20 protein-coding genes are annotated in these 23,456 nt (G+C 58.9%); 6 read left to right on the forward strand and 14 right to left on the reverse strand.

The features are described 5' to 3' along the window. Positions 1-6 precede the first annotated feature (6 nt). From lipB to ACA069_RS25005, 11 genes are all read right to left on the reverse strand, one after another. Positions 7-654 (reverse strand): lipoyl(octanoyl) transferase LipB, encoded by a 648-nt coding sequence (gene lipB, locus ACA069_RS24955; RefSeq protein WP_008087909.1) that lies wholly within the window; start codon positions 652-654, stop codon positions 7-9. Further along, complete coding sequence (locus ACA069_RS24960; protein ID WP_401269017.1) at positions 654-929, reverse strand: DUF493 domain-containing protein; 276 nt, start codon at positions 927-929, stop codon at positions 654-656. The genes lipB and ACA069_RS24960 overlap by 1 nt, the downstream gene beginning before the upstream one ends. 79 nt (positions 930-1,008) lie before the next feature. After that, a complete protein-coding gene (locus tag ACA069_RS24965) occupies positions 1,009-2,166 on the reverse strand; it encodes a D-alanyl-D-alanine carboxypeptidase family protein (RefSeq protein WP_187678823.1) in 1,158 nt (385 codons plus the stop codon). Positions 2,167-2,354: 188 nt separating this feature from the next. Beyond that, positions 2,355-3,365 (reverse strand): septal ring lytic transglycosylase RlpA family protein, encoded by a 1,011-nt coding sequence (locus ACA069_RS24970; protein WP_401269019.1) that lies wholly within the window; start codon positions 3,363-3,365, stop codon positions 2,355-2,357. Then, positions 3,365-4,375: a lytic murein transglycosylase B gene (mltB, locus tag ACA069_RS24975; protein WP_401269021.1), complete on the reverse strand. Its 1,011-nt coding sequence runs from the start codon at positions 4,373-4,375 to the stop codon at positions 3,365-3,367. Before mltB ends, ACA069_RS24970 begins: the two co-directional genes overlap by 1 nt. 17 nt (positions 4,376-4,392) lie before the next feature. Continuing rightward, positions 4,393-5,496 (reverse strand): rod shape-determining protein RodA, encoded by a 1,104-nt coding sequence (gene rodA / locus ACA069_RS24980; protein ID WP_187678843.1) that lies wholly within the window; start codon positions 5,494-5,496, stop codon positions 4,393-4,395. Between the two features lie 31 nt (positions 5,497-5,527). Further along, complete coding sequence (gene mrdA / locus ACA069_RS24985) at positions 5,528-7,423, reverse strand: penicillin-binding protein 2 (protein ID WP_187678820.1); 1,896 nt, start codon at positions 7,421-7,423, stop codon at positions 5,528-5,530. Positions 7,424-7,433: 10 nt separating this feature from the next. Next, a complete protein-coding gene (gene rlmH / locus ACA069_RS24990; protein WP_003185785.1) occupies positions 7,434-7,901 on the reverse strand; it encodes a 23S rRNA (pseudouridine(1915)-N(3))-methyltransferase RlmH in 468 nt (155 codons plus the stop codon). 9 nt (positions 7,902-7,910) lie between these two features. Then, positions 7,911-8,402, reverse strand: coding sequence for a ribosome silencing factor (gene rsfS / locus ACA069_RS24995; RefSeq protein ID WP_401269023.1), 492 nt, complete (start codon positions 8,400-8,402; stop codon positions 7,911-7,913). A 70-nt stretch (positions 8,403-8,472) separates the two neighbouring features. After that, positions 8,473-9,195 carry a nicotinate-nucleotide adenylyltransferase gene (gene nadD, locus ACA069_RS25000; RefSeq protein ID WP_262410337.1) on the reverse strand — a complete coding sequence of 241 codons (723 nt, stop codon included), beginning with the start codon at positions 9,193-9,195 and terminating at the stop codon, positions 8,473-8,475. Further along, positions 9,164-10,435, reverse strand: a complete 1,272-nt coding sequence (locus ACA069_RS25005; RefSeq protein ID WP_401269028.1) for a glutamate-5-semialdehyde dehydrogenase — start codon at positions 10,433-10,435, stop codon at positions 9,164-9,166. Before ACA069_RS25005 ends, nadD begins: the two co-directional genes overlap by 32 nt. Before the next feature lie 178 nt (positions 10,436-10,613). Here ACA069_RS25005 and ACA069_RS25010 point away from each other — a divergent pair, with 178 nt between their 5' ends. From ACA069_RS25010 to ACA069_RS25030, 5 genes are all read left to right on the forward strand, one after another. After that, positions 10,614-11,309, forward strand: coding sequence for a DNA-3-methyladenine glycosylase (locus ACA069_RS25010; RefSeq protein WP_497615414.1), 696 nt, complete (start codon positions 10,614-10,616; stop codon positions 11,307-11,309). 41 nt (positions 11,310-11,350) lie between these two features. Then, positions 11,351-12,667 (forward strand): bifunctional DedA family/phosphatase PAP2 family protein, encoded by a 1,317-nt coding sequence (locus ACA069_RS25015; protein WP_497615415.1) that lies wholly within the window; start codon positions 11,351-11,353, stop codon positions 12,665-12,667. A gap of 556 nt (positions 12,668-13,223) precedes the next feature. After that, positions 13,224-15,074: a hypothetical protein gene (locus tag ACA069_RS25020; protein WP_497615416.1), complete on the forward strand. Its 1,851-nt coding sequence runs from the start codon at positions 13,224-13,226 to the stop codon at positions 15,072-15,074. A 118-nt stretch (positions 15,075-15,192) separates the two neighbouring features. Further along, entirely contained in the window at positions 15,193-18,693 is a 3,501-nt protein-coding gene (locus ACA069_RS25025; RefSeq protein WP_497615417.1) for a calcium-binding protein, read from the forward strand. Positions 18,694-18,806: 113 nt separating this feature from the next. Beyond that, complete coding sequence (locus tag ACA069_RS25030; protein ID WP_497615418.1) at positions 18,807-20,783, forward strand: hypothetical protein; 1,977 nt, start codon at positions 18,807-18,809, stop codon at positions 20,781-20,783. Between the two features lie 250 nt (positions 20,784-21,033). Here the strand turns inward: ACA069_RS25030 and ACA069_RS25035 are convergent, their stop codons facing one another. From ACA069_RS25035 to ACA069_RS25045, 3 genes are read right to left on the reverse strand one after another with little or no spacing between them, the layout of a single operon-like run. Next, positions 21,034-21,624 carry an LON peptidase substrate-binding domain-containing protein gene (locus tag ACA069_RS25035; protein ID WP_401269039.1) on the reverse strand — a complete coding sequence of 197 codons (591 nt, stop codon included), beginning with the start codon at positions 21,622-21,624 and terminating at the stop codon, positions 21,034-21,036. Positions 21,625-21,634: 10 nt separating this feature from the next. Beyond that, positions 21,635-22,351, reverse strand: coding sequence for an LrgB family protein (locus ACA069_RS25040; protein ID WP_187678812.1), 717 nt, complete (start codon positions 22,349-22,351; stop codon positions 21,635-21,637). Continuing rightward, positions 22,351-22,713 carry a CidA/LrgA family protein gene (locus ACA069_RS25045; protein WP_401269043.1) on the reverse strand — a complete coding sequence of 121 codons (363 nt, stop codon included), beginning with the start codon at positions 22,711-22,713 and terminating at the stop codon, positions 22,351-22,353. The genes ACA069_RS25040 and ACA069_RS25045 overlap by 1 nt, the downstream gene beginning before the upstream one ends. A gap of 193 nt (positions 22,714-22,906) precedes the next feature. On the opposite strand from ACA069_RS25045, the gene ACA069_RS25050 reads away from it, so the two are divergent. Then, positions 22,907-23,362, forward strand: a complete 456-nt coding sequence (locus ACA069_RS25050; RefSeq protein WP_007909575.1) for a MaoC family dehydratase — start codon at positions 22,907-22,909, stop codon at positions 23,360-23,362. The last annotated feature ends 94 nt before the right edge of the window (positions 23,363-23,456 follow it).

Here is a 23,456-nt window from a genome sequence, read left to right on the forward strand (position 1 = left end):
GTCATATCAGTCGATTCCGCCCGTCAGGGTCGTCTGCTCAGCATAGTCGAGGTGTTTGACGAGCTGCGCGCGCAGCCGGGCACTTACCTCGGCAAATTCAATCGATCCTGCATGGTCGCTCAGCTGGGTCATCGCCAGCCCGGCGTAGCCGCAGGGATTAATCCGTCGAAACGGTTCCAGGTTCATATCCACGTTCAGGGCCAGGCCATGAAAGGAACAACCGTGGCGAATCCGCAAACCCAGAGAAGCGATTTTCGCTCCATCGACGTACACGCCGGGAGCATCTGGCTTGGCCGCGGCGGTCACGCCGTAGCTGGCCAGCAGTTCGATCAGGCAAAGCTCCATGCGGCTGACCAGATCACGCACGCCGAAACCCAGCTTGCGTACATCCAGCAACAGATAAGCCACCAGTTGCCCGGGGCCATGGTAGGTCACCTGGCCGCCGCGATCGACCTGCACCACCGGGATATCTCCCGGCAGCAACAAGTGTTCGGCCTTGCCGGCCTGGCCCTGAGTGAACACCGGCGGGTGTTCGACGAGCCAGATTTCGTCGGCGGCATCGCTGCCGCGTTCGTTGGTAAAACGCTGCATGGCATGCCAGACCGGCTCGTAAGCCATCTGGCCGAGCTCACGAAAGCCCAGCGTGCCCGGCATCACAACACCATGTGCACGAAACCGGTAGCCCGCAGCTCGCTGTTGATGTCGTACAGCTGGTCTTGACCGGTGGCGATGATGTGAAGCTGGATGGTGGTGTACTTGCCGTTGGTGCTTTGACGCTCGTCGATGCGCTCATCATTTATGGTCGCGTGCTTTTTGACGATGTCGATAATCTTGTCTTTGTTGCCAACACCCGTGTCGCTGATCACCTTAACCGGGTAGTCAGTGGCAGGGAATTCGATCTTTGGCGCCTTTACTTCGGTATCGGTCATGGCGTAACGGCCTCTTAAGCCGTGGTAACGCGCATGGCCCCGCACCGGATCGGGGCGAGGCCATGCAGGTCAACACAAATCAGTTGAACAAGCCGTAGAAGAATAGACGGATGCTATCCCACATGCGGCGGAAGATACCACCCTCCTCGACGCCATCCAGAGCGATCAGGTCGGCGCTGTGCACCACCTTGTCTTCCAGTTTGACTTCGACTTTACCGATCACGTCGCCCTTGGCGATTGGCGCGGTCAGTTGCGGGTTCATGGTCATGCTGGCAGCGAGCTTCTTCAGCTGGCCTTTCGGCAGAGTCATGGTCAAGTCTTGAGCCAGGCCGGCCTTGACTTGATTGGTGGTGCCTTTCCACACCGGGGCCTGAGCCAGTTCGGTGCCCTTCTGATAGAAGGTCTGGGTTTCGAAGAAGCGGAAACCGTAGGTCAGCAGCTTCTGGGTTTCAGCGGCACGAGCCACTTCGCTGTTGGTACCGAACACTACGGCGATCAGACGCTGGCCATCACGTACAGCCGAGGACACCATGCAGTAGCCGGCTTCGTCGGTGTGACCGGTTTTCAGACCGTCGACGGTCTTGTCGCGCCACAGCAACAGGTTGCGGTTAGGCTGTTTGATGCCGTTCCAGAAGAACTCTTTCTGCGAGTAGATCGCGTAGTGAGCCGGGTCTTCGTGGATGATCGCGCGAGCCAGGATCGCCATGTCGTGCGCCGACGAATAGTGCTCAGGGTTCGGCAGACCGGTCGGGTTCATGAAGTGGGAGTTGGTCATGCCCAGATCGGTGACAGTCTTGTTCATCAGGTCGGCGAACGCGTCTTCGCTGCCGGCGATGTGCTCGGACAGCGCCACGCTGGCGTCGTTGCCGGACTGGATGATGATGCCGTGCAGCAGGTCGCTGACAGTCACCTGCGAGCCGACTTTGATGAACATCCGCGAACCGCCGGTACGCCAGGCGTTTTCGCTGACAGTCACCGGATCGTTTTCACCGATCTGGCCACGACGGATTTCCAGCGTAGCGATGTACGCGGTCATCAGTTTGGTCAGGCTGGCCGGCGGCAGACGCTGGTCACCGTTGTTCTCGACCAGCACGTTGCCGCTGCTGGCGTCCATGAGCACGTAAGCCTTGGCGGCCAGTTGTGGTGGCGATGGCATCATCTCGGCCGCGAAGGCGGCTGGCGAGAGGAGCAGCGGGACTAGCAGACACAGGCGTTTGGCAAAGGTGGTGATGTTCATCCGTCTCTCGAAATCGCTAATGGAAACTTGCCCAAGGGCAAAAACTAATCAAATAACCTTCTAACGGGTTATCGCGTGTTCAGTTGCTCACTCCAGTCACCCTTGCCGGGCTTTTGTTCTTCGACGAGCCAACAACCTGATTCACCCCCCAATCGCTGGTGAATCGTCAATCAAGTCCTACGTATTACTTACTCGGTGACCACACTTGGCGAACCAAGGTTGGCCAGGCGCACGCTGTTCTGGACCTGGGCAATTTCACCCGGCGAGCCGATCGGCCCCAGGCGTACCCGGTGCAGGGTCTGCTGATTGCGCACGATCGAGCTGATGAACACCGGAGCGCTCACCATCCCGCTGAGCTTCGACCTCAGGAGTTCTGCAGCGTCCGGGTTGGCGAACGCGCCCACCTGCAGATACTGGCCAGACGCTGTTGCAGAAGCGTTTTTTTTTGCGTCGAGCTGAACTGGCACAACAGCCGCGGCGTGTTGCTGCGGCGGCGGAGTCCATTGCTCGACGGTGCCGGCTGAAGCCGTGATCACCGGGGCGCTATTCTGCGCGACTTGCGGCTCGTTGAGCATCAAAGGCGCCGGACGGCCCTTGGCGGCCCACCATTGCTGTGGATCGATGCCTTCGACCTTGACCCGCGCGGTGCCGGTTTCGGCGTAACCGAGTTTCTTCGCGGCGGCATAGGACAAGTCAATGATGCGATCAGAGTAGAACGGCCCACGGTCGTTAACGCGCAGGATCACCGTACGGTTATTGTCCAGGTTGGTCACCCGAACGTAACTTGGCAGTGGCAATGTCTTGTGGGCGGCGCTCATGCCGTACAAGTCATAGACCTCGCCGTTGGCGGTGTTCTGCCCGTGGAACTTGGTGCCGTACCAGGACGCGGTGCCGGAAGCGACGTACGTCTTGGATTCCTGCAACGGGAAGTAGGTCTTGCCCAGCACCGTGTAAGGGTTGGCCTTGTACGCGCCGGTATGCAGGGTCGGCGTGGCATCAGGAATGCGCGAGACATCGACGTCCCACCACGGCGCGCCATCTTTGTGGGCGCGGTTGATGTCCAGCCCCGGCTGTGCGCGCACAGCGGTAGACGGTGCTTTTTGAGTCGGGGTACGGCTGGTCGAACAACTGGCGACCAGCACCGCCAACGCAGTGAATGCCACCAGCTTCAGGGGTTTATTGATAGGCAATGCCCGCATTACTTGACGCCCCGTGCTTGTACCAGCTGTTCAGACAGTTGATGTACGGCCATGGCGTACATCACGCTGCGGTTATAACGCGTGATCGCGTAGAAATTCTTCAGGCCCATCCAGTATTCAGGGCCGTTGTCGCCTTCGAGGCGAAATGCAGTGACCGGCATGTCATCGCGCAGCGCATCATGACTCGACCAGCCCAGCACTCGCAACTCCCCGACGGTCTTTGTCGGTTCGATGCCGGTGGTCAGGCCTTCATCGACCTGCTCGCCGCGCACATCGGCGCGGCTGACCACAGGCTCGCCGGCAACCCAGCCGTGGCGCTTGAAATAACTCGCGACGCTGCCGATCGCATCATCCGGGTTGTTCCAGATATTGATGTGGCCGTCACCGTCGAAATCCACCGCATAGGCGCGAAAGCTGCTCGGCATGAATTGCGGCAGGCCCATGGCCCCCGCGTAGGAACCTTTGAGGGTCAGTGGATCGACCTGCTCTTCGCGCGCCAGCAGCAGGAACTCACGCAGTTCCTTGCGGAAAAATTCGGCACGGGGAGGATAGTCGAAACCGAGGGTGGACAAGGCATCGATCACCCGGTAATTACCGGTATTACGCCCGAAAAAGGTCTCAACGCCGATGATCGACACGATAACTTGTGCCGGCACGCCGTATTCCTGCTCGGCACGGGCCAGCGTGGCCTCGTGCTGGCGCCAGAAGTCCACACCGCGGGCGATACGCGCGTCGGTGATGAACATCGGGCGGTATTCTTTCCACTGCTTGACCCGTTCGGCGGGCCTGGAAATGGCGTCGAGAATCGCCTGTTTACGCGCTGCCTCGCGGAACACACCCATCAGTTGCTCACCGGCGAAACCGTAGTCGCGGGTCATTTCACCGACGAATTCGGCCACCTGAGGCGAGCCTTCGTATTCGCCGGCCAGCGCTTCCTGCACGCTGCCCAGGAGGCCTACCAGGCCAACCCATGGCGCGCATCGAGTCGCCCAGCCACGCATTACTTGCATTGAACTCTTCACCTTATTCAAACCTGTGCGATCCACTTGCGATGGGTATGGATCGACATCAAAACCCCAAACGCTGACAGCAGCGTCACCAGCGAAGTTCCTCCGTAGCTAATGAACGGCAACGGCACCCCTACGACCGGCAACAGGCCACTGACCATACCGATGTTGACGAAAACGTAAACAAAAAACGTCATGGTCAACGCCCCGGCGAGCAATTTGCCGAACAGCGTTTGCGCCTGAGCGGTAATCACCAGCCCCCGACCAATCAACAGCAGATAGATCAAAAGCAGCGCGCAGATGCCGACCAGCCCGAACTCTTCACCCAATACCGCAATGATGAAGTCGGTGTGGCTTTCCGGCAGGAAGTCCAGATGCGACTGGGTGCCGAGCAGCCAGCCCTTGCCGAAGACGCCCCCGGAACCGATCGCAGCTTTCGACTGAATGATGTTCCAGCCTGTACCGAGCGGATCGCTTTCCGGGTCGAGGAACGTCAGGATCCGTTGCTTCTGGTAGTCGTGCATGATGAAAAACCACATCGCCACCGACACCGGGATTGCAGCGGCCAGCACGCTGAGGATCCAGCGCCAGCGCAGCCCGCCCATGAACAGTACGAACGCCCCGCCGGCCAGAATCAGCAGCGAGGTGCCGAGGTCCGGCTGGCGCACGATCAGAACGAACGGCACACCGATCAGCATCAGGCTGATGCCAACGTGCTTGAGCTGTGGCGGCAAAGTGCGTTTGGACAGATACCAGGCGATGGTCGCCGGCATCAGGATCTTCATGAATTCCGAAGGCTGGAAGCGGATCACCCCGGGAATGTTGATCCAGCGTGTGGCGCCCATCGCGTTGTGGCCCATGATGTCCACCACCAGCAGCAAAACCACGCCGATCACGTAGCCGAGCGGCACCCAACGGGCCATGAAGCGCGGTTCAAACTGGGCGATGACGATCATCGACACCAGACCGATGCCGAACGAAGTGGCCTGTTTGGCCAGCAAATCCCAGCTCTTGCCGCTGGCCGAATACAACACGAACAGGCTGCCGGCGGCGAGGATCAGCAGCAGGATCAGCAACGGGCCATCGATATGCAGTCTTTGTAGCAGCGTCGCGCGGCGACGCATCACATCCTCACTGGAGAGCATGCGATCAAAGTTATTCATCACGGGCCGTAGCCTCCGCACTGATTGGGCTGGCGTATTCGGCCTTCAAACGTCCGTCCTGATCGAGCAGCCAGGCGTCCATCACCTGACGAACTACCGGGGCGGCGACGCCGGAACCGGACTCCCCGTTCTCGACCATCACAGACACGACAATGCGCGGATCATCGGCCGGGGCGAAACCGACGAACAAGGCGTGGTCGCGATGGCGCTCCTGAACCTTGGAACGGTCGTACTTCTCGCCCTGTTTGATCGCCACCACCTGGGCAGTACCCGACTTGCCGGCGATCCGGTATTGCGCGCCGATGGCCGCTTTTCGCGCGGTACCCCGGGCGCCATGCATGACCTGTTGCATGCCGTGGTTGACCTTGGTCCAGTCCGACGGATCACGCAGAATGATGTTCGGCATCGGGTTTTCGTCCACCGGCTTCACCCCTTCCAGCGATTTGGCCAGGTGCGGTCGGTTCCACACGCCTTTGTTCGCCACCAGCGCCGTGGCCTGAGCCAGCTGCAGCGGGGTCGACTGCATGTAGCCCTGGCCGATCCCGAGGATGAGGGTTTCGCCCGGGAACCAGGCCTGCTTGCGGGTCGCTCGTTTCCATTCACGGGACGGCATCAGGCCCGGGGATTCTTCGAACATGTCCAGCGAGACCTTCTGGCCGATGCCGAACTTGTTCATGTAAGCCGACAACCGATCAATGCCGAGCTTGTGCGCCAGATCATAGAAGTAGGTGTCGTTGGAACGCATGATCGCCGTGTCGAGGTCGACGAAGCCGTCACCGGTGCGGTTCCAGTTGCGGTATTTGTGGTCGTAGTTGGGCAGCATGTAGTAGCCCGGGTCGAACACCCGGCTGGACGCCGTCACCACGCCCGAATCGAGACCGGCAATCGCCACCGCCGGTTTGATCGTCGAACCCGGTGGGTACAGACCGCGCAACACGCGGTTAAACAGTGGCCGGTCAATGGAGTCACGCAACTCGGCGTAGGCCTTGAAGCTGATCCCGGTGACGAAAAGGTTCGGATCGAAGCTCGGCTGACTGACCATCGCCAGCACTTCGCCGGTCTTTGGATCAAGCGCCACCACCGCGCCACGGCGCCCGCCCAGCGCGGCTTCGGCAGCTTCCTGCAACTTGATGTCCAGGCTCAGGACGATGTCCTTGCCGGGAATCGGATCGGTTCGCTTGAGCACGCGCAAGACGCGGCCACGGGCATTGGTCTCGACTTCTTCGTAACCCACCTGCCCGTGCAGTTCCGGTTCGTAGAAACGTTCAATACCGGTTTTGCCGATGTGGTGGGTGCCGCTGTAGTTGACCGGATCGAGGGTTTTCAGCTCTTTCTCGTTGATCCGCCCCATGTAACCCACCGAGTGCGCAAAGTGCGCGCCCTGCGGGTAGTGGCGAACCAGTTGCGCGACCACTTCAACACCCGGTAGACGGAACTGGTTCACCGCGATACGAGCGATCTGCTCTTCGGTCAGCTCGAACAGGATCGGCACTGGCTCGAACGGCCGGCGCCCCTGACGCATGCGCTTCTCGAAGATCACCCGGTCTTCGGGCGTCAGCTCCAGCACTTCGACGATGACGTCGAGCACTTGCTGCCAGTCGCCGGAGCGCTCACGGGTCATGCTCAGGCTGAAGCTGGGACGGTTGTCCGCCACCACTACGCCGTTGCGGTCGAAAATCAGCCCGCGCGTCGGCGGAATCGGCTGCACATGTACGCGGTTGTTTTCCGACAGGGTCGAGTGATACTCGTACTGGATCACCTGCAGGAAATACAGCCGCGCGATCAGCACGCCAATCAGCATCACGATCACAATGGCCCCGAACACGACGCGGCTACGCACCAGGCGTGCGTCCTTTTCGTGGTCCTTGATGCGGATCGGCTGAGACATGTGGGCAGGCTTACTTGTGGTAAGGGTGACCGGACAGCACGGTCCAGGCACGGTACAACTGTTCGCCGATCAGAATCCGCACCAGCGGGTGCGGCAGCGTCAACGGTGACAACGACCAACGCTGATCAGCGCGGGCACAGACTTCCGGCGCCAGCCCTTCCGGGCCACCGACCATGAAATTGACCGTGCGTGAATCCAGGCGCCAGCGGTCGAGTTCGACCGCCAGTTGCTCGGTGCTCCAGGGTTTGCCGTGGACTTCCAGCGTGACGATCCGCTCGTTCGGCCCGACCTTGGCCAGCATGGCTTCGCCTTCCTGGCGGATGAAACGGGCCACGTCGGCATTCTTGCCACGGGTATTGAGCGGTATTTCCACCAGTTCCAGCGCCAGCTCGGACGGAAGACGCTTGGCATATTCATGCCAGCCTTCTTCCACCCATTTGGGCATGCGTGAACCGACGGCGATCAGTCGCAGTCGCACAGCAATCCCTTACAGCTGGTCTTTGTTGAGCTTGGTGAAATGCTCGTGGGTGTTTTCCGGGCTGTGGTGGGCAGCGCTGGCCGAACGGCTTTGCTCGGCACCGGCCCACAGGCGTTCCAGGTCATAGAACTGGCGAGCCGAGGCGGTCATCATGTGCACGATGACATCGTCCATATCCAGCAGCACCCAGTCGCTGTCGCCCTTGCCTTCTTCACCCAGTGGCTTGACGCCTTGGGCTTTGACGGCTTCGCGAACCTTGTCGAGCATCGCGCCGATCTGACGGTTGGACGTACCGGTGGCGATGATCATGTAGTCGGTGATGCTCTGCTTCTCGCGCACATCGATGATCTGGATGTCTTGCGCCTTGACGTCTTCCAGGGCTGCAACGGCAACCTTGACCAGCTCGTCGCCCTTCAGCGGCTCGTTGGAGCTGGCCACTTCTGGCAGCGGAGCGCTTTTGAATGTGCCTTTGCGCTTAACTTTCTTTACGTTGTCAGTCATATAAAACTCGTTTTGCTCATGTATTCGGCGCCTCGTCACACGTAGATCGTGTTACTTGAGCACGCCTTGTTCAATTCGACGCACGGTACAGACCGTGCGCATCGATGTAGGCCAGGACCGCGTCGGGCACCAGGAAACGTACCGACTTACCGCTGGCCAGCAGTTGACGGATCTGGGTGGCGGAGACCGCGAGCGGTGTCTGCCAGACGAATGCAATCTGTCCGCTCGGCCCTTTCAGGGCCAGCGGGTCGCTCACCGAACGCGCTGCCAGCAGGTTGCGCAAGGCATCCGGCGGTTCGCTGTCGGCGTCCGGGCGCTGTAGCACCAGGATGTGGCAATGCTGGAGCAACTCTTCCCAGCGGTGCCAAGTGGGCAGGCCGCAAAATGCGTCCCAGCCCAAAAGCAGAAAAACCTGGGTCTCGGCGGCCATTTCGGCACGCATCAACTCCAGGGTATCAATAGTGTAAGACGGTTTGTCCCGCTGCAATTCGCGGGCGTCTACCACCAGCGGCGGCACTCCGGCCACCGCGCACTCCACCATCGCCAACCGATCCTGCGCCGACACCTGCGGCGTATCGCGGTGTGGCGGTCGCGCGCTGGGCGTCAGGCGCAGTTCATCCAGTGCCAGCGCTTCGGCCACTTCCAGGCCTCCGCGCAAATGGCCGATGTGCACCGGGTCGAACGTTCCGCCCAGGATGCCGATGCGTCGTGGGCGGGACTCGCTGCCGGGCTGCGGCGCTGTCAGGTCGAGGTCGGTCAAGTCAGACCGTCGCCTGGCCGCGCAACTGGCCATCACCGACCACGATGTACTTCTCGCAGGTCAGTCCTTCGAGGCCCACCGGGCCGCGGGCGTGCAGCTTATCAGTAGAAATGCCGATCTCGGCACCCAATCCGTATTCAAATCCATCGGCGAAGCAGGTCGGGGTGTTGATCATCACCGACGCCGAGTCGACTTCCGCTACGAACCGGCGGGTGTCGGCGAGGTTTTCGCTGACGATCGAGTCGGTGTGGTGGGAGCCGTAATGGTTGATGTGCTCAATAGCCTGATCCAGACCGTCGACCACGCGGATCGACAGGATCGGCGCCAGATACTCGGTGTTCCAGTCGTCTTCGCTGGCCGCGACGGCTTCGATGATTGCCCGGGTGCGCTCGCAACCACGCAGCTCGACGCCTTTTTCGCGGAACTGGGCTGCCATCGACGGCAGGAAATCCTTCGCAACCGTTTGATCGACCAGCAAGGTCTCCATCGCACCGCAGATGCCATAACGGTAAGTCTTGGCATTGAAGGCGATACGCTGGGCCTTCGGGAGGTCGGCGTGCTCACTGACATAAACGTGGCAGATGCCGTCCAGATGCTTGATCACCGGCACGCGGGCATCACGGCTGATACGTTCGATCAGGCCACGGCCACCGCGCGGCACGATCACATCGACGTACTCGGGCATGGTGATCATCGCGCCAACGGCGGCGCGGTCGGTGGTTTCGACAACTTGCACCACGGCTGCTGGCAACTCGGCCTCGGCCAGACCGCGCTGAATGCACGCGGCAATCGCCCGGTTGGAATGAATCGCCTCGGAACCGCCGCGCAGGATGGTCGCGTTGCCGGATTTCAGGCAAAGGCTGGCGGCGTCGATGGTCACGTTGGGCCGGGACTCGTAAATGATCCCGATCACGCCCAGCGGTACGCGCATCTTGCCGACCTGAATCCCCGACGGGCGGAAGCTCATGTCACGGATGGAGCCGACCGGATCCGGCAGCGCCGCGACCTGGCGCAGGCCGACGATCATGCCGTCGATACGCGCCGGAGTCAGTTCCAGACGTTCAAGCAACGCAGGCTCCAGACCATTGGCGCGACCGACAGCCAGATCCCGTTCGTTGGCTACCGCCAGCTCCGTTCGAGCGGCGTCCAAGGCATTGGCAGCAGCCTGCAAGGCGCGGTTTTTCTGCGCGGTGCTGGCACGGCCAATGACCCGGGAAGCTTCGCGGGCGGCGCGACCCAATCGGGTCATGTAGTCAAGAACGGACTCAGTCATGGTCTGCTGGGGTCTTGGCAAAGAGGAAAGCGGCAGATTATAGCTGTCGCGTCCCGGGACTAACAGCGGTGACGGGCGGATGGTCGAAATGGACTACAAATTGCCGATGTTCAGCCGGGATTAAGCCTCAAATTGTTATCATCTCGACCTCATTCAGCCTGGATAAACCTTGCCTGCCATGTCCAACCTCACCGTTCGCACCCGTGACGAGCGCCTGCCACTGGGACTTCCGGACGCTTTTTTCGACCGTGACGCCCAAGTGTTAGCGCAGGATCTGCTGGGCAAACTCATCCGCCACCGGGTCGGCGATTTGTGGCTCAGCGCCCGAATCATCGAAACCGAAGCCTATTACTGCGCGGAAAAAGGCAGCCACGCGTCCCTTGGCTACACAGAAAAGCGTAAGGCTTTGTTTCTGGATGGCGGCCACATCTATATGTATTACGCCCGTGGCGGCGATTCGCTGAACTTCAGCGCGCAAGGGCCGGGCAATGCGGTGTTGATCAAATCCGCCTATCCGTGGGTTGATGAGATCAGCGGCCCGGACAGTCTGGCGCAAATGCTGCTGAACAACCCTGATGCTCAAGGTCGCCCGCGCCCGCCGCAGAAGCTCTGCGCCGGCCAGACCTTGCTCTGCAAGGCGCTGGGACTGAAAGTGCCGGTGTGGGACGCCAAGCGCTTCGATCATGACCTTTTGCTGGTGGAAGAGGCCGGACCTGCGCCCTCGCACATCATTCAAACCACCCGCCTGGGCATCCCCCACGGCCGGGACGAACACCTGATGTACCGCTTCGTCGACGCCGCTTATGCGCAATGGTGTACGCGGAACCCGCTGCGCCGGGGCCAGGTCGAAGGTCGCGATTATTTTCTGCTGTGAACACACCCTTACGGGGTGATCAATGAAATGGAGTGGTTTGTATGGGCCCATGGCTCGATAGCGTTACCGGCTGGCTGGCGGCCAACCCTCAGTGGCTGGCCGTGGCGGTGTTCATTGTTGCCCTTGTCGAATGCCTGGCGATTGCCGGACTGATTGTGCCCGGCACCGTGTTGCTGTTTGCCGTGGCGGTGCTGGCCGGCAGCGGCGCGCTGTCGTTGAGTGAAACCCTGTTGCTGGGTTTTCTCGGCGGCATCCTCGGCGATTTGATCTCGTACTTCCTCGGTCGCCACTTTCACCAGAACATCCGAAGACTGCCGGGCCTGCGCCATCATCCGGAATGGATGGCCGGCGCCGAAAGCTATTTCCAGCGCTACGGCATTGCCAGTCTGTTGGTCGGACGCTTCATCGGCCCGCTACGCCCGATGCTGCCGATGGTTGCCGGCATGTGCGACATGCCCTTCCCGCGCTTTGCCGCCGTCAGCCTGCTCGCCGCCGCTGGTTGGAGTCTGGCCTATCTGTTGCCGGGCTGGGCCACGGGTGCCGCCTTCCGCCTGCCGTTGCCGGAAGGTTTCTGGCCGGAGGCGGGGATCGTTGCTGGCAGCATCGCGGTAATGGTCGGCCTGAGTGTGAACAGCAGCATGCGCCGCCACCGCCGCGCGACTATCTGGATCAGCAGCATGAGCTTGCTGATCCTGATTGGTCTGTTTATCGGATACCCGTACCTGACGGCACTCGACCAAGGCGTGATGACGCTAGTGCAAGAACATCGCCAACCCGTGCTGGATGAAATCGCGGTCACGCTGACCCTGATCGGCGAGTTCCGCAACATGCTGCTGTTCAGCATCCTCCTGACCGGCCTGCTGTTGCTGTGCCGGCATTGGCGTCACGCGGTTTTCGCCGGCGGCACCCTCCTCGTCACCGCGCTGGCGAACACGGGGACCAAACTGTTTTTCGCCCGGGTCCGCCCGGAAGTACTGACCGATCCGATCACCAGCTACAGCATGCCCAGCGGCCATGCCTCGGGGTCGTTCGCGCTGTTTCTGACTCTGGCTGTACTTGCCGGACGCGGGCAACCGCCACGCATGCGCCTGACGTGGCTGCTGGTCGGCTGTATTCCGGCCCTGTCCATTGCCCTGTCGCGGGTTTATCTGGGGGCGCACTGGCCGACCGATGTGCTGGCCGGCGCGATGCTGGCATCGGGCGTATGCGCTGCGGCCCTGTGGCTGAGTCAGCGCCAGACACCGCTCAATGCCATGCCCTTCAAAGTCTGGTGGCTGATCCTGCCGGCGCTGGTGGTGCTGTTCAGCTTCTTCGTCTTTCGCCACCTGCCTCACACGCTGCTGCGTTACGCCTACTAGATTCGGCTGCCCTTCCCTTTCCACGCCACTCTTTGAGGACTATTCCGACAAGAGTGGCGCTCCCGCCCTACGTCTGTTTTATACCTCGCGGTAATTATTCCCAACTTAAAAACACCAACAACTTACACAACACCCAAATAATTAACTTAAGTTACATATTTAATTGCACCACCACAAACTCTCGCCTATCACTGCTCGAAAAATCATTTACATTCAACCCGCCCCACCCTCATCAACATTCAATTCATCAAGTTAAATACAGACGCCAACATTCAGCGTCATTGAATAAATATGTCCAATACAAAATCACGACATTCAAATACCCATAAATGCTATCGACACAGAGCAATCCATGAGTCCAAAAATAACGCGCAAACCGCCCACGCCGACAACACAAACAACTGAACCTAATACTTCTTTGCCGCGACAAACCGACGCCACATCGACACGAATGCCCGGGGCTGTCGACAACCCGTTTTCGATCCCCCCGAGTCAAGCACCCGCTCCCCACTCAGCAACCGATCACACCCGGCACCCTGCGGTGCAGGTCACCGAAATGCCGACGCGCACTCCTGTGGACCGCGCGAGCGAAACCTCTATCGATAAATACTGGTTCCCCGACAGTTTTCTGCGGGGCATGCAGGAAGCGGACGCTGACGGCTGGCGTTTTATCGTCGGGCGCAGATTCGTCGACGTCGAATATGAGGGTGTCTTGTGTACCGCTCACGCCGACTACGATGCAAACCTCAACGTCTATCGGTTGAAGACGCTGAAAGACCGGCATGCGCTCGGCCCGATCATCTATAAAAACGATGGCCGGCCAACCTGGCGCCTGACCCTCAACGAAAGCCAAAGGCCCTCTGTCAGCCCTGCACCACAGAACGTCAGCGACGCCGCACCCAAGCGGCCCAATACCTCCGTGGGCGAACTAGCTGATCAACCCCCCGCCGCTAAAAAGCCTCGCCCGGCCGAAGAGCCGATGTTCATCGACCCCAACCGCTACAGTCCTTCGCACCGTTCTCCGGACACCCAGGGTTATTACGAACTCAAGCCAAGGCTTGGAATGAAGGAAACGGACACATTGTTTGCCTTCAAGGATCAATACGCTCGATGGATTCAGGTCGACCCGCCCAGCGCAGGCTTCGGTTCGCATCCTACACATTTGACGCAATGGACCGATCAGGAGATTTGGGAGGCCTTCGCGATTCAAGGCCAGGACATAGAGCGCTTTCGTCTTCAGGCTCAAGCGTCCGGTAAACCACCGCAATGGGCCACCCCCCGGGAAACAGGAAATCCGCTCGATGTATTGATGCGTGACTCCCTGCGCTGGCTGCATCCGTCCATGACTGCGAAGGAACGCGAGACGTTCTTGCAAACTTACAACCTGTTACCGAGCCAACTGACCCGACTGCAACAAGACATGAAGACAGCGCTGACGATGCCGGAGTGGGCAACGGTGCATAAGCGCCTGATGGAAGAGGTCGACAACCCGCACCGGCTCGACCAATACAGCCTGGATGCAATCCAGGAATTGAATCTCAAACGTGAGGCCCGGCATGACTGGTACGACCCGGAAAGCAGCCTGACCGTTGAATTGCGCGAAGCCCTGCTGGCCAAAATGGGTTATCGGCGCAACGCGCAAAACTGCCTTTATCGAACCGATATTCCGGCGCTGTTCAGGGGCGATGAACGCACCCCGTTCGAGCTGGCAAAAGACGACGCCATGCTGCCCCGTTATGCCCACAGACGCGGTGCCACCACGCACAAACCGATGAGCGCCACGTTCAGCCTCAAGGAGGGGCAAATGTACGCCAGCGCGCCAGACCCTGAGTACCTGCGTTTCAACAGCCAAACCAACAAATACCCCGGCAGGGCCGCTGACGATACGCCCCCGAACAGCGATTCGAGCGACGGCAGCGATAGTGACAGCAGCACCTCCTCTGCGTGGTCCGACCCTGGGAGCCCCGTCGCGATGGATCGCGAACGCAACTACGAACGGATTCGAGAACGCCAGACAGAGATGTTTCTGTATGTCCTGGACACCCGCCAACTGGAAGTGGTCCCGCATGAACAAAACCATATGTTCAATTCATCCGCCCGGGACAACCCAGACACCTGGTTCCCCTCCGATGACCATGAAGGCCTGATTTCCGTGACTCAAAAGGGTCTGGACGCTGACCGGATCTGGTTGCTGGATTCCACGCAGACAAAAGCAGCGAAAGTGCACGACATCCACGACCAGGCCGGTGCTGACGCTGACCGTATTGAAGCGGTGACTCACGCAGGGCGCTCCAACCGATATGAATACGATCGGTTGATCGATGCCGTGGAAGCAGCAGGCAAACCCATACTTAAACTTTCCGGTAATAAAAACGAGTTTGGGGATGACATAACCTGGCCTGAATAAAGGCTCTTAAGTGCATTGGGTTACATCCAGTTTTATTGTTCAGACAACACAACTCGGCAATCAGCAAACCGGTACGGACACCGGGGCGCAATCACGCTTATTTTCAAAGGATTGAATCGTGTCAAAACTTATTGAACCGGCTATTACAGTTTCAACCGACAACATCATTCAGGTAACGCAGATCAGCACTTCGGCCAACATCCACGCGCCGCAGGCAGGAAGAGTCGAAGTAGCAGCCGATACATCCACTTCAACAGCGGACACCGCGCCCGCGGTTGACACTTCCCGACACACGCTCAAATCCCTCGACAAACATTTCGGGCCTTTGCGCATTGGCGAAATCTGGGTCACTCGCGTGGAACTCAACGCGTTGGGCGCCACCGTCAACGGTCAGGCGTTAAGCCCGTCGAGCGCCAATATGAAAACACCGGATCAGGCCTTTCTGAACGCGCTGAACTTTGATTCGGCGACCGTCGACACCCGCCTGAAGCACGCAGACATCTCCGACAGCGGTGTCGTGGCCACCCTCTTCTTTGAAATTGCCTGCAAGCGCTCGGTCGATGCGCCCCCCTTGTTCGTCAGCGCCAAACCGTTGCCCCCCGGCAGCGGGATGGATCGTCTCAACCAACTGAGCAACGCCGCGCAAAAACTGGACATTCATCGGGTCGACTCCCTCGACGACGCACCGGGCTGGATAAGCAGATCCAAAAGTTACCTGATGAGCGGTGCCGGCGTAGGGCTGCAAGCGTTCGGCATTTACAGCGGTTACAGGGGGATGATGGACGCGATAAAGCAAGGCGACTCGCTGGAGGCGGCATATCAGGGCGGATCGATCGCCGCCGAAGTCGGCTCGCTGATTATCGAGCGAGGCCTGACCAAAACCGGCGAAACGATGCTCAGAAACGGCTCGCAGGCCTTTGGCCGATTCCCGCTGACGTCGGCAGGCAAATTCCTGAGTCGGGGCGCCGGCCTGTTTGCCAGTGCGATCACTCTTCCGTTCGACATCAATGATGCCGTCAAGTCTTTCAATGCTGCGGCAGCGACCAGCGGCAAGGAGGCTCAGGATCACTACGTCAGCGGTGGCCTGAGCGTAGCGGGCGCCGGCATCAGTCTGGCGCTGGGCCTGGCGGCACTGGCCGGTTTCGGCAGTGTCGCCGGCCCACTGGGACTTGCGGCGGCGGCCATTCTTATCCTCGGCTCGATGATCTACCAGGCCGCCCGCGTCGTGGACGATATTGACGACTACATCGAACTGAGCACTCACGAACGCATACGCTCCGGCTGGTTCGCCTTCACCGGGAAGGAACTGGATAAAGAAGTGCTGGATCGTTTCAAAATCTCCAAAGCCTTCAGCGATCACACCAAGCAACTGGAGAGTTCGGCAAAAACCTTGCTGGAGGGTGCGTACAAAAATTTTGTGGAATATGTGGTGAACGGCAGTTTCAGCGTTGAACTCAAGCCTTTGAAAGTCTGGCGTCATGAGTGGAACGAGCATGCCGGGGAGTCAGCGTTCAAGCTCGACAGTGAACCTGTCATCGTCGGCGGCGATGACATCATTGATGCACGCGACGGCATACCGCCAAGCCTCAAGGGCAGCGTCAAAGGCGCGCCCGGCGATGACAAAGGGGTGCTTTGGCGACTCGATGACGGTAACGATCAAGTCGTTGGCGTCAAGGACAAGCCCAATCTCTTCAGTTATCGGGAGGGGCCAAAAAACCTGACGGGCGGCGATAAAGCTGATGAGTTTTACTTTGAGACCACCGAGAACGTACTCAACCAGGTGACAGCCCCAGCGCTTGCCAGCACGCTTGATGGCGGCAAAGGTTCCGACACCCTGGCCTTCGAAGGCCGCCGCCCTTTCACGGATACCCGCCACATCGGTTACGACATCAATCTGCACAGCGGAAAGTTGGCGTTGCGCAGCCACACACCGGCTACGGAAGCGGTCGAGCTGGCGCAGATCCAGGCCATCGAAAATATCTCGACATTGCCAAACGGCGTCAGCCGGGTCACCGGGGACGATCATGCCAATCGAATTTCGGCCAATGGCAACGATCACATCGCGACCGGTGCGGGCGATGACACCATCGCCATCCGCGGCGCGGATTGCCGTGTCGATGGCGGCTCCGGCCAGGATCGCTACTACATCGCCGATACCTCGGCTTTGGTCACGCTTATCGAAGATGGCCAACAATCGAGCACCATCGAGTTCGGTTGGCCCATCGAAAGGATTCAGCGCTGGCAAATCGTCGGCACCTCGTTGATCGTCAACTCTTTGCGCGGCAAGGACGGTGAAGATCCCGAGCATGTCCTGACCCTCGAAAATGTCTACCAGTGGGTCGAGGGTCAGCGTCACCTGAAAAATGACCAACTGCTGTTCAAAACCCAGGACGGCTACGAGCTGGTGCTTCTCCTGCCCCCACAGATAAATGGATCTGACGATCCAGATGTTGAAGTCGTGATCAGCGTCATGGGCAAACCGTCCGTCAGCCCCGAGATCATCAACGGCGGCACGGCTCTGCTCACCGCGCAGGGATCGAAACGGCACTTTGTGGCACGGACCAACCGTCGGGTGGAATTTGTTGCCCGCAGCGATCTGGCCGAAACATCCCGTGTCATCTTCCTTGACTTCAAGGACGCTGAAATTGCCGACGTCATCGTCAATTACCAGGTCGAAAAGCGCGATGGCGTATCGGGTAACGCCCACTTGATCTACCGCAACATCGACATTTCGTTGCTGCTTGCCTCGAAGATCGTGACGTTCAAAGGCGTCATCCAGGTCGCCCCACAAGCCAACGGCTACAGCGGTCGAAACAGCCTGAAGGTCACGACTCCGCGCCTGGCCCAAGACATTGTTCTGATCATGCAGGACGGTATCTCGTATCGACTGCAAATGCCCGACATGCCGTATTTGTCAGACGCCAATGAACCCGGCGACAAGATCCGCAGCGCACGAAGCTGCCTGAAGTTTCGTAACGGAAACTATCTGTTTTCCAGCCCCAAAGTCGCGCGCAACATTGCGCTGCCCGCCAAGCCCAGCCGGGTTGATATCGAGGCGACCTCGCACAACGGTATCTATGTACTGAAGGGCGAAAGCTCGACTTACGATATCTACCTTATGAGCAACACAATCATTCACCTGACGACCCCAGGTGCCACGGCAAAAATTGCCGATGCCTCAACCTGGAGCCTCTACACCGGGCAAATGACTGAAGTGATCACCCGCAACGATATTCAACTCGAAGGCCAACGCTTGAATGTTGGCAGCGCATTGATCGAACTGCCGAGCATAGAAGATGACGCACCGGTCGAGTCTGTCAGCGTGGTGACCCGCTCCGGCAACATCTATGAGGTGGCATTCCTGTTTGAGTTGCTGCAGCTGTACCTGATCAATGCGCAGAGCTACTCCAGCGTCAATGCCCTCCTGGCCGACATGCGCCTGCACAAGCAGCGCAATGAGCTGGCGGCTCGAGTCATTGTCCAGAACATTGGCGTGGTACCGAAAATGGACGGCACGGTGTATTACAACTCGACAAAAGATTACTGGGGAATCGACCAGCAACCGACGTACCGGATCAAACCCGAAGACCTGGTTATCGCATCGGCCAACATTTCTTGATCCTGACTGAACCCGCTTAACGTCAGGCGCCCGGTGTGATGTTCATCGTCACACCGGTGCCAGTCTCAATCAGCCGACGGATCGGCTGACTTACCCACATGGAGTCACCCTTAATGCGCAACAAACCCAAAGCCACTCGACAATCGACCACGGGCGATACATCCGGCATCTCGACGCCCCGCTCAACCACGCCGGACAACGGGTCGGACGATCTGAGTTTCAACCTGCCCGGTCGAATCAGGCCGGACGGCTCAAGCGAGACCACGTCAGGCGTGAGAGTCGAAACAACAACGGGAGGAACACTGCACCCGGAGCCTGCCGTCACGGTATCGCCGATAGCGGATATCGCCACGACGCAGCGCACCACCCCAACCTCTCCACTGGAACGCTATGTACAACATCCCGGGAGCGAATTATCCGCACCCGATGCGGCCGGACTGAGGTTGTACAAGAACAAAAAGTTTTTGGACGTTGCAGACGAGACGCCAGAAAGCGGCATACAAACGGTGATGGTGGAGTTCGATGAGGCGATGAAGGCCTATCGGGCAAAGCTGCCTGCAGAACGCAAGCCTTCCGGGCCACCGCTTTATCGTATCGCCGAAAGCAACACCTGGAGTTTGCAAAAGCCGATCGAGTACTACGACTACCCTCGGTACACCTCGTCTTATGCTCCGGATACCCGAGGCTACTATGCCGTTCACGAAAAAGTTACATGGCCCAATGAGATCGCCGGTTTACCACCTCATAGTTACGAGAACAGAGATGTCGGTTTCGCCGTCAAGGATGAACGTGACAGGTTGATCCGGGTCGACCCACTTATGGCTCGCGGAGATACCTCCTTGCCGTTGAAACTTGCGCATTGGACTGATGGCGATATCTGGAACGTGTACCGCCTGCGGGAGACGGAGGCATTGGTCTTCCGTAGCGAGGCAGACGCTCATGGTCGGGCACCTGACTGGGCCAGACGTTTCGATGAGCCGAACATCCACAAGTACCTGACCGACTCTTTGCGATGGTCTCATCCGCAAAAATCCCTGACCGAACGCGCAGATATCTTGCGAACCTACAATTTAAGCATCGCTCAACAGAATCGCCTGCGAGCGGATATGGAAGACGGCGTATTCCCCGAATGGGCCGAACAGCACAAGCGATTGACCCAGAGCAATGACGATCAGCGATTCAAGCAAATCGCTGAAGAACTGGAGCCGTACATTCTCAGACTGAGAAATGAGGGCGAGCGTCTGCGCGACTCATTACCCGACGTTGAAGAGCGATATGAAAGCGAGTTTCTTAACCGCTATCTGGAACATGCAGGTTACAAACGCAATGTACACGGCTTCATATACCGAACCGACATCCCTGCCATGTTCCGGGCCGATCTGCGCACGCCTTTTGAACTGGCTCGGGACGAACGCCTGGTGAAATTACGAGGCAACCCGTCCGACTCCACGACCAAACGGGCGTTCAGTGCGACATTTAGTCTGGCCGATGGCTTGAACTACATGGGATTTAACTACTATTCCAATCCACGGCATTACAACAGCCAGGCCAACCGGTATCCAGGGCATTTGAGTGACAGTGATTCGTCTAGCGGACGTCGACATAGCACGGATGGGGAATCTGATACGTCGTTTGAGATGGACGACTCGCGAGACTATCCATTACTGCGGCGCGAACAGAAACTTGGCTTCCTTTATGTCATCGACACCCGCGGCATCGAGGTGGTCCCTCAAGCGGAAAACATTTATCTGAACAACATGCATTTTCTCGGGGACACACTGGAGGGCCGGATATCAATGCCTACGCGAGGTATCAGCGCCGAGAGGATCTGGCTGGTGCAATCGGACTTAAAACGGGCTGCCCGGGTTGAAGATATCTTTCGTGAAGCCGACGAAGACGCCGATGGAATCGAGAAAGCAACTTGGGCAGGCACTGACGCCAGCGCTATGTGGCGCTACGGCTACACCCCTTACGACGAGTTGATCAATCGAGTTGCCGATACCGGGGGAGTGATACTGGATTTACAAAAAGGCGAACATACATTTGCCAATGACATTGTGTGGCCCGTCCCCGAACATTACAGACCGTGACCCGCCACAATCCCTTTAACACTTGAATCACGCCATTCATTTCACAAATGAATGGCGTCTGACATCAAGCTCATCTGAGCGATAATTTCGTCCCCTCCATCATCCAAAAACGCCCATTTACCTTCATAAACAGTCATGATTTTCCTTATCATTATTCAAGTTACCCGCGTCCTGCGGACAACTTGAAGTTATGCCAAAGAAAAAAATCAAAACAAGGCTGGCAAGCGCCCCGAGTTAATTCAAAGTAAAACTAGGCGAACAATTCGCCCTGCAATTCGTCGAGCAATGCCTGAATGGCATCGAGACGCTGCTGCGGGTCATCGAGTTGCAAAAGGTCGATCTTATCTTCTTCAGCAAATGGCAGCAGATAAGCCAACTGATTCGCCAACGATTGCTGGCCGAGCGCATCAGTGCCCATGTTCAGCGCCTCGACCATCGGATGCTCGGCGAGCGCCTTGAGCAGCGCCACCAGGTCGGCGTCTTCGTCCTGCAACGGCTGCTCGGGCTCATCGTCCAGCCAGTCGACGTCGGCGAGCATCAACTGGTCGCGCTGCACTTCCGTGCGCAGCACATTGAAGCGCCGGCCGCCCTGCACGCGAATACCGAGCAGTCCGTTGTCCTGTTGCTGGAAATCGGTGATACGCGCCTCGCAGCCGACCAGGGCAAAACCCTCAGGGGCGACGCCGACTTCATGGCCGTCGAGGATGCACACCACGCCAAAGCCGCCGCCCTGTTTCATGCAGCGGCCGATCATGTCCAGATACCGCGCCTCGAAGATCTGCAAGTCGAGGTTGCAGCCGGGAAACAGCACCGTGTTCAGCGGGAAAAGCGGCAGACTCATAGTCATTTCCTTACACCACCATCGACACCGCCAACGGCAGGAACACCGCCGTGGCTACGCCCATCAGACTCATCGCCAGCGCCGCGAAGGCGCCGCACTCCTCACTTTCCTGCATCGCCACCGCCGTGCCGACCGCGTGCGCGGTCATGCCCAGCGCCATGCCGCGCGCTTCGGGACTGTGCACGCCGAGACGGGTCAACAGCGTCGGGCCGAAGATCGCGCCGATCACCCCGGTGATCAGCACGAAAACCGCCGCCAGCGCCGCAACGCCACCGATCTGTTCGGCCACCAGCATCGCGATCGGCGAAGTCACCGACTTCGGCGCCATGGTCATCAAGATCATGTGATCGGCACCGAACCACCAGCCCAGCGCCACGCCCATGCCTGTGGCGACCACTCCGCCTATCACCAGCGTAGTAAAAATCGGCCAAAACAATTGGCGAATACGCCGCAAGTTCAAATATAGCGGCACCGCCAGGGCGACGGTCGCCGGGCCGAGCAGGATGCTGAGGATCTCGGTGCTCTTGCGGTACTCGGTGTATGTCAGGCCGCAGCCGACCAGCACACCAATCACCAACAGCATGGAGACCAGCACCGGTTGCAGAAAGATCCAGCGGGTTTTCTCGAACGCGGCCAGCACCAACTGATAAGCGCCGAGGGTGATGCCGATGCCGAACAGCGGATGGTGAATCACCGACGTCCAGGCGCCGTGCCAATCGAAGAGCATCAGGATTCCTCCGACGGTGGCGCGTGACGCTTGACCAGGCGCTGCATCAGCACGCCGGCGAAGGCCATCGACAGAATCAGCGACACCACGAGGGCGCCGACAATCGCCCAGAAATCGGCGGCAATAGCCGTGGCATAAACCATCACGCCCACCGCCGGTGGCACCAGCAGCAACGGCAGATAGCGCAGCAAGCTACTGGCCGCCTGGTTCAACGGCTCGCCGACTTCGCCGCGAATGATCAGGAACACCAGCAACAACAGCAGGCCGATGATCGGCCCCGGCAGCACTGGCAATAGCAAATGATTGAGCGCAGTGCCGAGCAATTGAAACAGCACCAGCATGGTCAGGCCACGTAGCAACATCCGACATCTCCGTCTTACTTTTCACCCTGCAAGTCGTCGGCATTATAAGCACGCCTGCGCTATGGATCGGCATTCGCCAAAAGCATGGTCGGTTGACCGGAGCAATTCGCCATGATGATCTACAGTGGTTCGCAGGGCGGTCATATCCCCCACCTGAAAAACTATAAAACCGATGAACCCAAGGAGAGTCTCAATGCCCTATGTTCCAGTTGCAGAGCTCAAAGATTATGTCGGCAAGGAACTCGGACGTTCCGAATGGCTCACCATCGATCAGGAACGCATCAACCTGTTCGCCGAAGCCACCGGTGATTATCAGTTCATTCATGTCGACCCGGTCAAAGCCGCGCAAACGCCATTTGGCAGCACCATTGCCCACGGTTTCCTGTCGTTGTCGCTGATCCCCAAATTGATGGAAGACATCCTGATCCTGCCGCAAGGCGTGAAGATGGTGGTCAACTACGGCCTAGACAGCGTGCGTTTCATCCAGCCGGTGAAGGTCAATTCCAAAGTTCGCCTGAAGGTCGATCTGGGCGAAGTGACCGAGAAAAAACCGGGCCAATGGCTGCTCAAAGCCACCGCAACACTTGAGATAGAAGGCTCGGATAAACCGGCCTATATCGCCGAGCCACTGTCGCTTTGCTTCGTTTAAGCGCCGGGATGCGAAGCAGCGCACGCTGTTTCGCATCCACTCCCGTTCCAGCGGCTGTATAAGGTCACATAGCTGCGGCATACTCGGTCGCCTA

Source organism: Pseudomonas sp. LBUM1652 (genome assembly GCF_059716105.1).

Excerpts from the sequence above, each read along its gene's own strand:
- nadD (WP_262410337.1), bottom strand. The coding sequence starts at position 9,195 with ATGGCCAGTTGCGCGGCCAGGCGACGGTCTGACTTGACCGACCTCGAC.
- ACA069_RS25010 (WP_497615414.1), top strand. The coding sequence starts at position 10,614 with ATGTCCAACCTCACCGTTCGCACCCGTGACGAGCGCCTGCCACTGGGA.
- mltB (WP_401269021.1), bottom strand. The coding sequence starts at position 4,375 with ATGCAAGTAATGCGTGGCTGGGCGACTCGATGCGCGCCATGGGTTGGC.
- ACA069_RS25035 (WP_401269039.1), bottom strand. The coding sequence starts at position 21,624 with ATGAGTCTGCCGCTTTTCCCGCTGAACACGGTGCTGTTTCCCGGCTGC.
- ACA069_RS25040 (WP_187678812.1), bottom strand. The coding sequence starts at position 22,351 with ATGCTCTTCGATTGGCACGGCGCCTGGACGTCGGTGATTCACCATCCG.
- ACA069_RS24965 (WP_187678823.1), bottom strand. The coding sequence starts at position 2,166 with ATGAACATCACCACCTTTGCCAAACGCCTGTGTCTGCTAGTCCCGCTG.
- ACA069_RS25005 (WP_401269028.1), bottom strand. The coding sequence starts at position 10,435 with ATGACTGAGTCCGTTCTTGACTACATGACCCGATTGGGTCGCGCCGCC.
- ACA069_RS24960 (WP_401269017.1), bottom strand. The coding sequence starts at position 929 with ATGACCGATACCGAAGTAAAGGCGCCAAAGATCGAATTCCCTGCCACT.
- mrdA (WP_187678820.1), bottom strand. The coding sequence starts at position 7,423 with ATGTCTCAGCCGATCCGCATCAAGGACCACGAAAAGGACGCACGCCTG.
- ACA069_RS25020 (WP_497615416.1), top strand. The coding sequence starts at position 13,224 with ATGCCGACGCGCACTCCTGTGGACCGCGCGAGCGAAACCTCTATCGAT.
- ACA069_RS25015 (WP_497615415.1), top strand. The coding sequence starts at position 11,351 with ATGGGCCCATGGCTCGATAGCGTTACCGGCTGGCTGGCGGCCAACCCT.
- ACA069_RS25045 (WP_401269043.1), bottom strand. The coding sequence starts at position 22,713 with ATGTTGCTACGTGGCCTGACCATGCTGGTGCTGTTTCAATTGCTCGGC.
- rodA (WP_187678843.1), bottom strand. The coding sequence starts at position 5,496 with ATGCGTCGCCGCGCGACGCTGCTACAAAGACTGCATATCGATGGCCCG.
- lipB (WP_008087909.1), bottom strand. The coding sequence starts at position 654 with ATGCCGGGCACGCTGGGCTTTCGTGAGCTCGGCCAGATGGCTTACGAG.
- rsfS (WP_401269023.1), bottom strand. The coding sequence starts at position 8,402 with ATGACTGACAACGTAAAGAAAGTTAAGCGCAAAGGCACATTCAAAAGC.
- ACA069_RS25030 (WP_497615418.1), top strand. The coding sequence starts at position 18,807 with ATGCGCAACAAACCCAAAGCCACTCGACAATCGACCACGGGCGATACA.
- ACA069_RS24970 (WP_401269019.1), bottom strand. The coding sequence starts at position 3,365 with ATGCGGGCATTGCCTATCAATAAACCCCTGAAGCTGGTGGCATTCACT.
- ACA069_RS25050 (WP_007909575.1), top strand. The coding sequence starts at position 22,907 with ATGCCCTATGTTCCAGTTGCAGAGCTCAAAGATTATGTCGGCAAGGAA.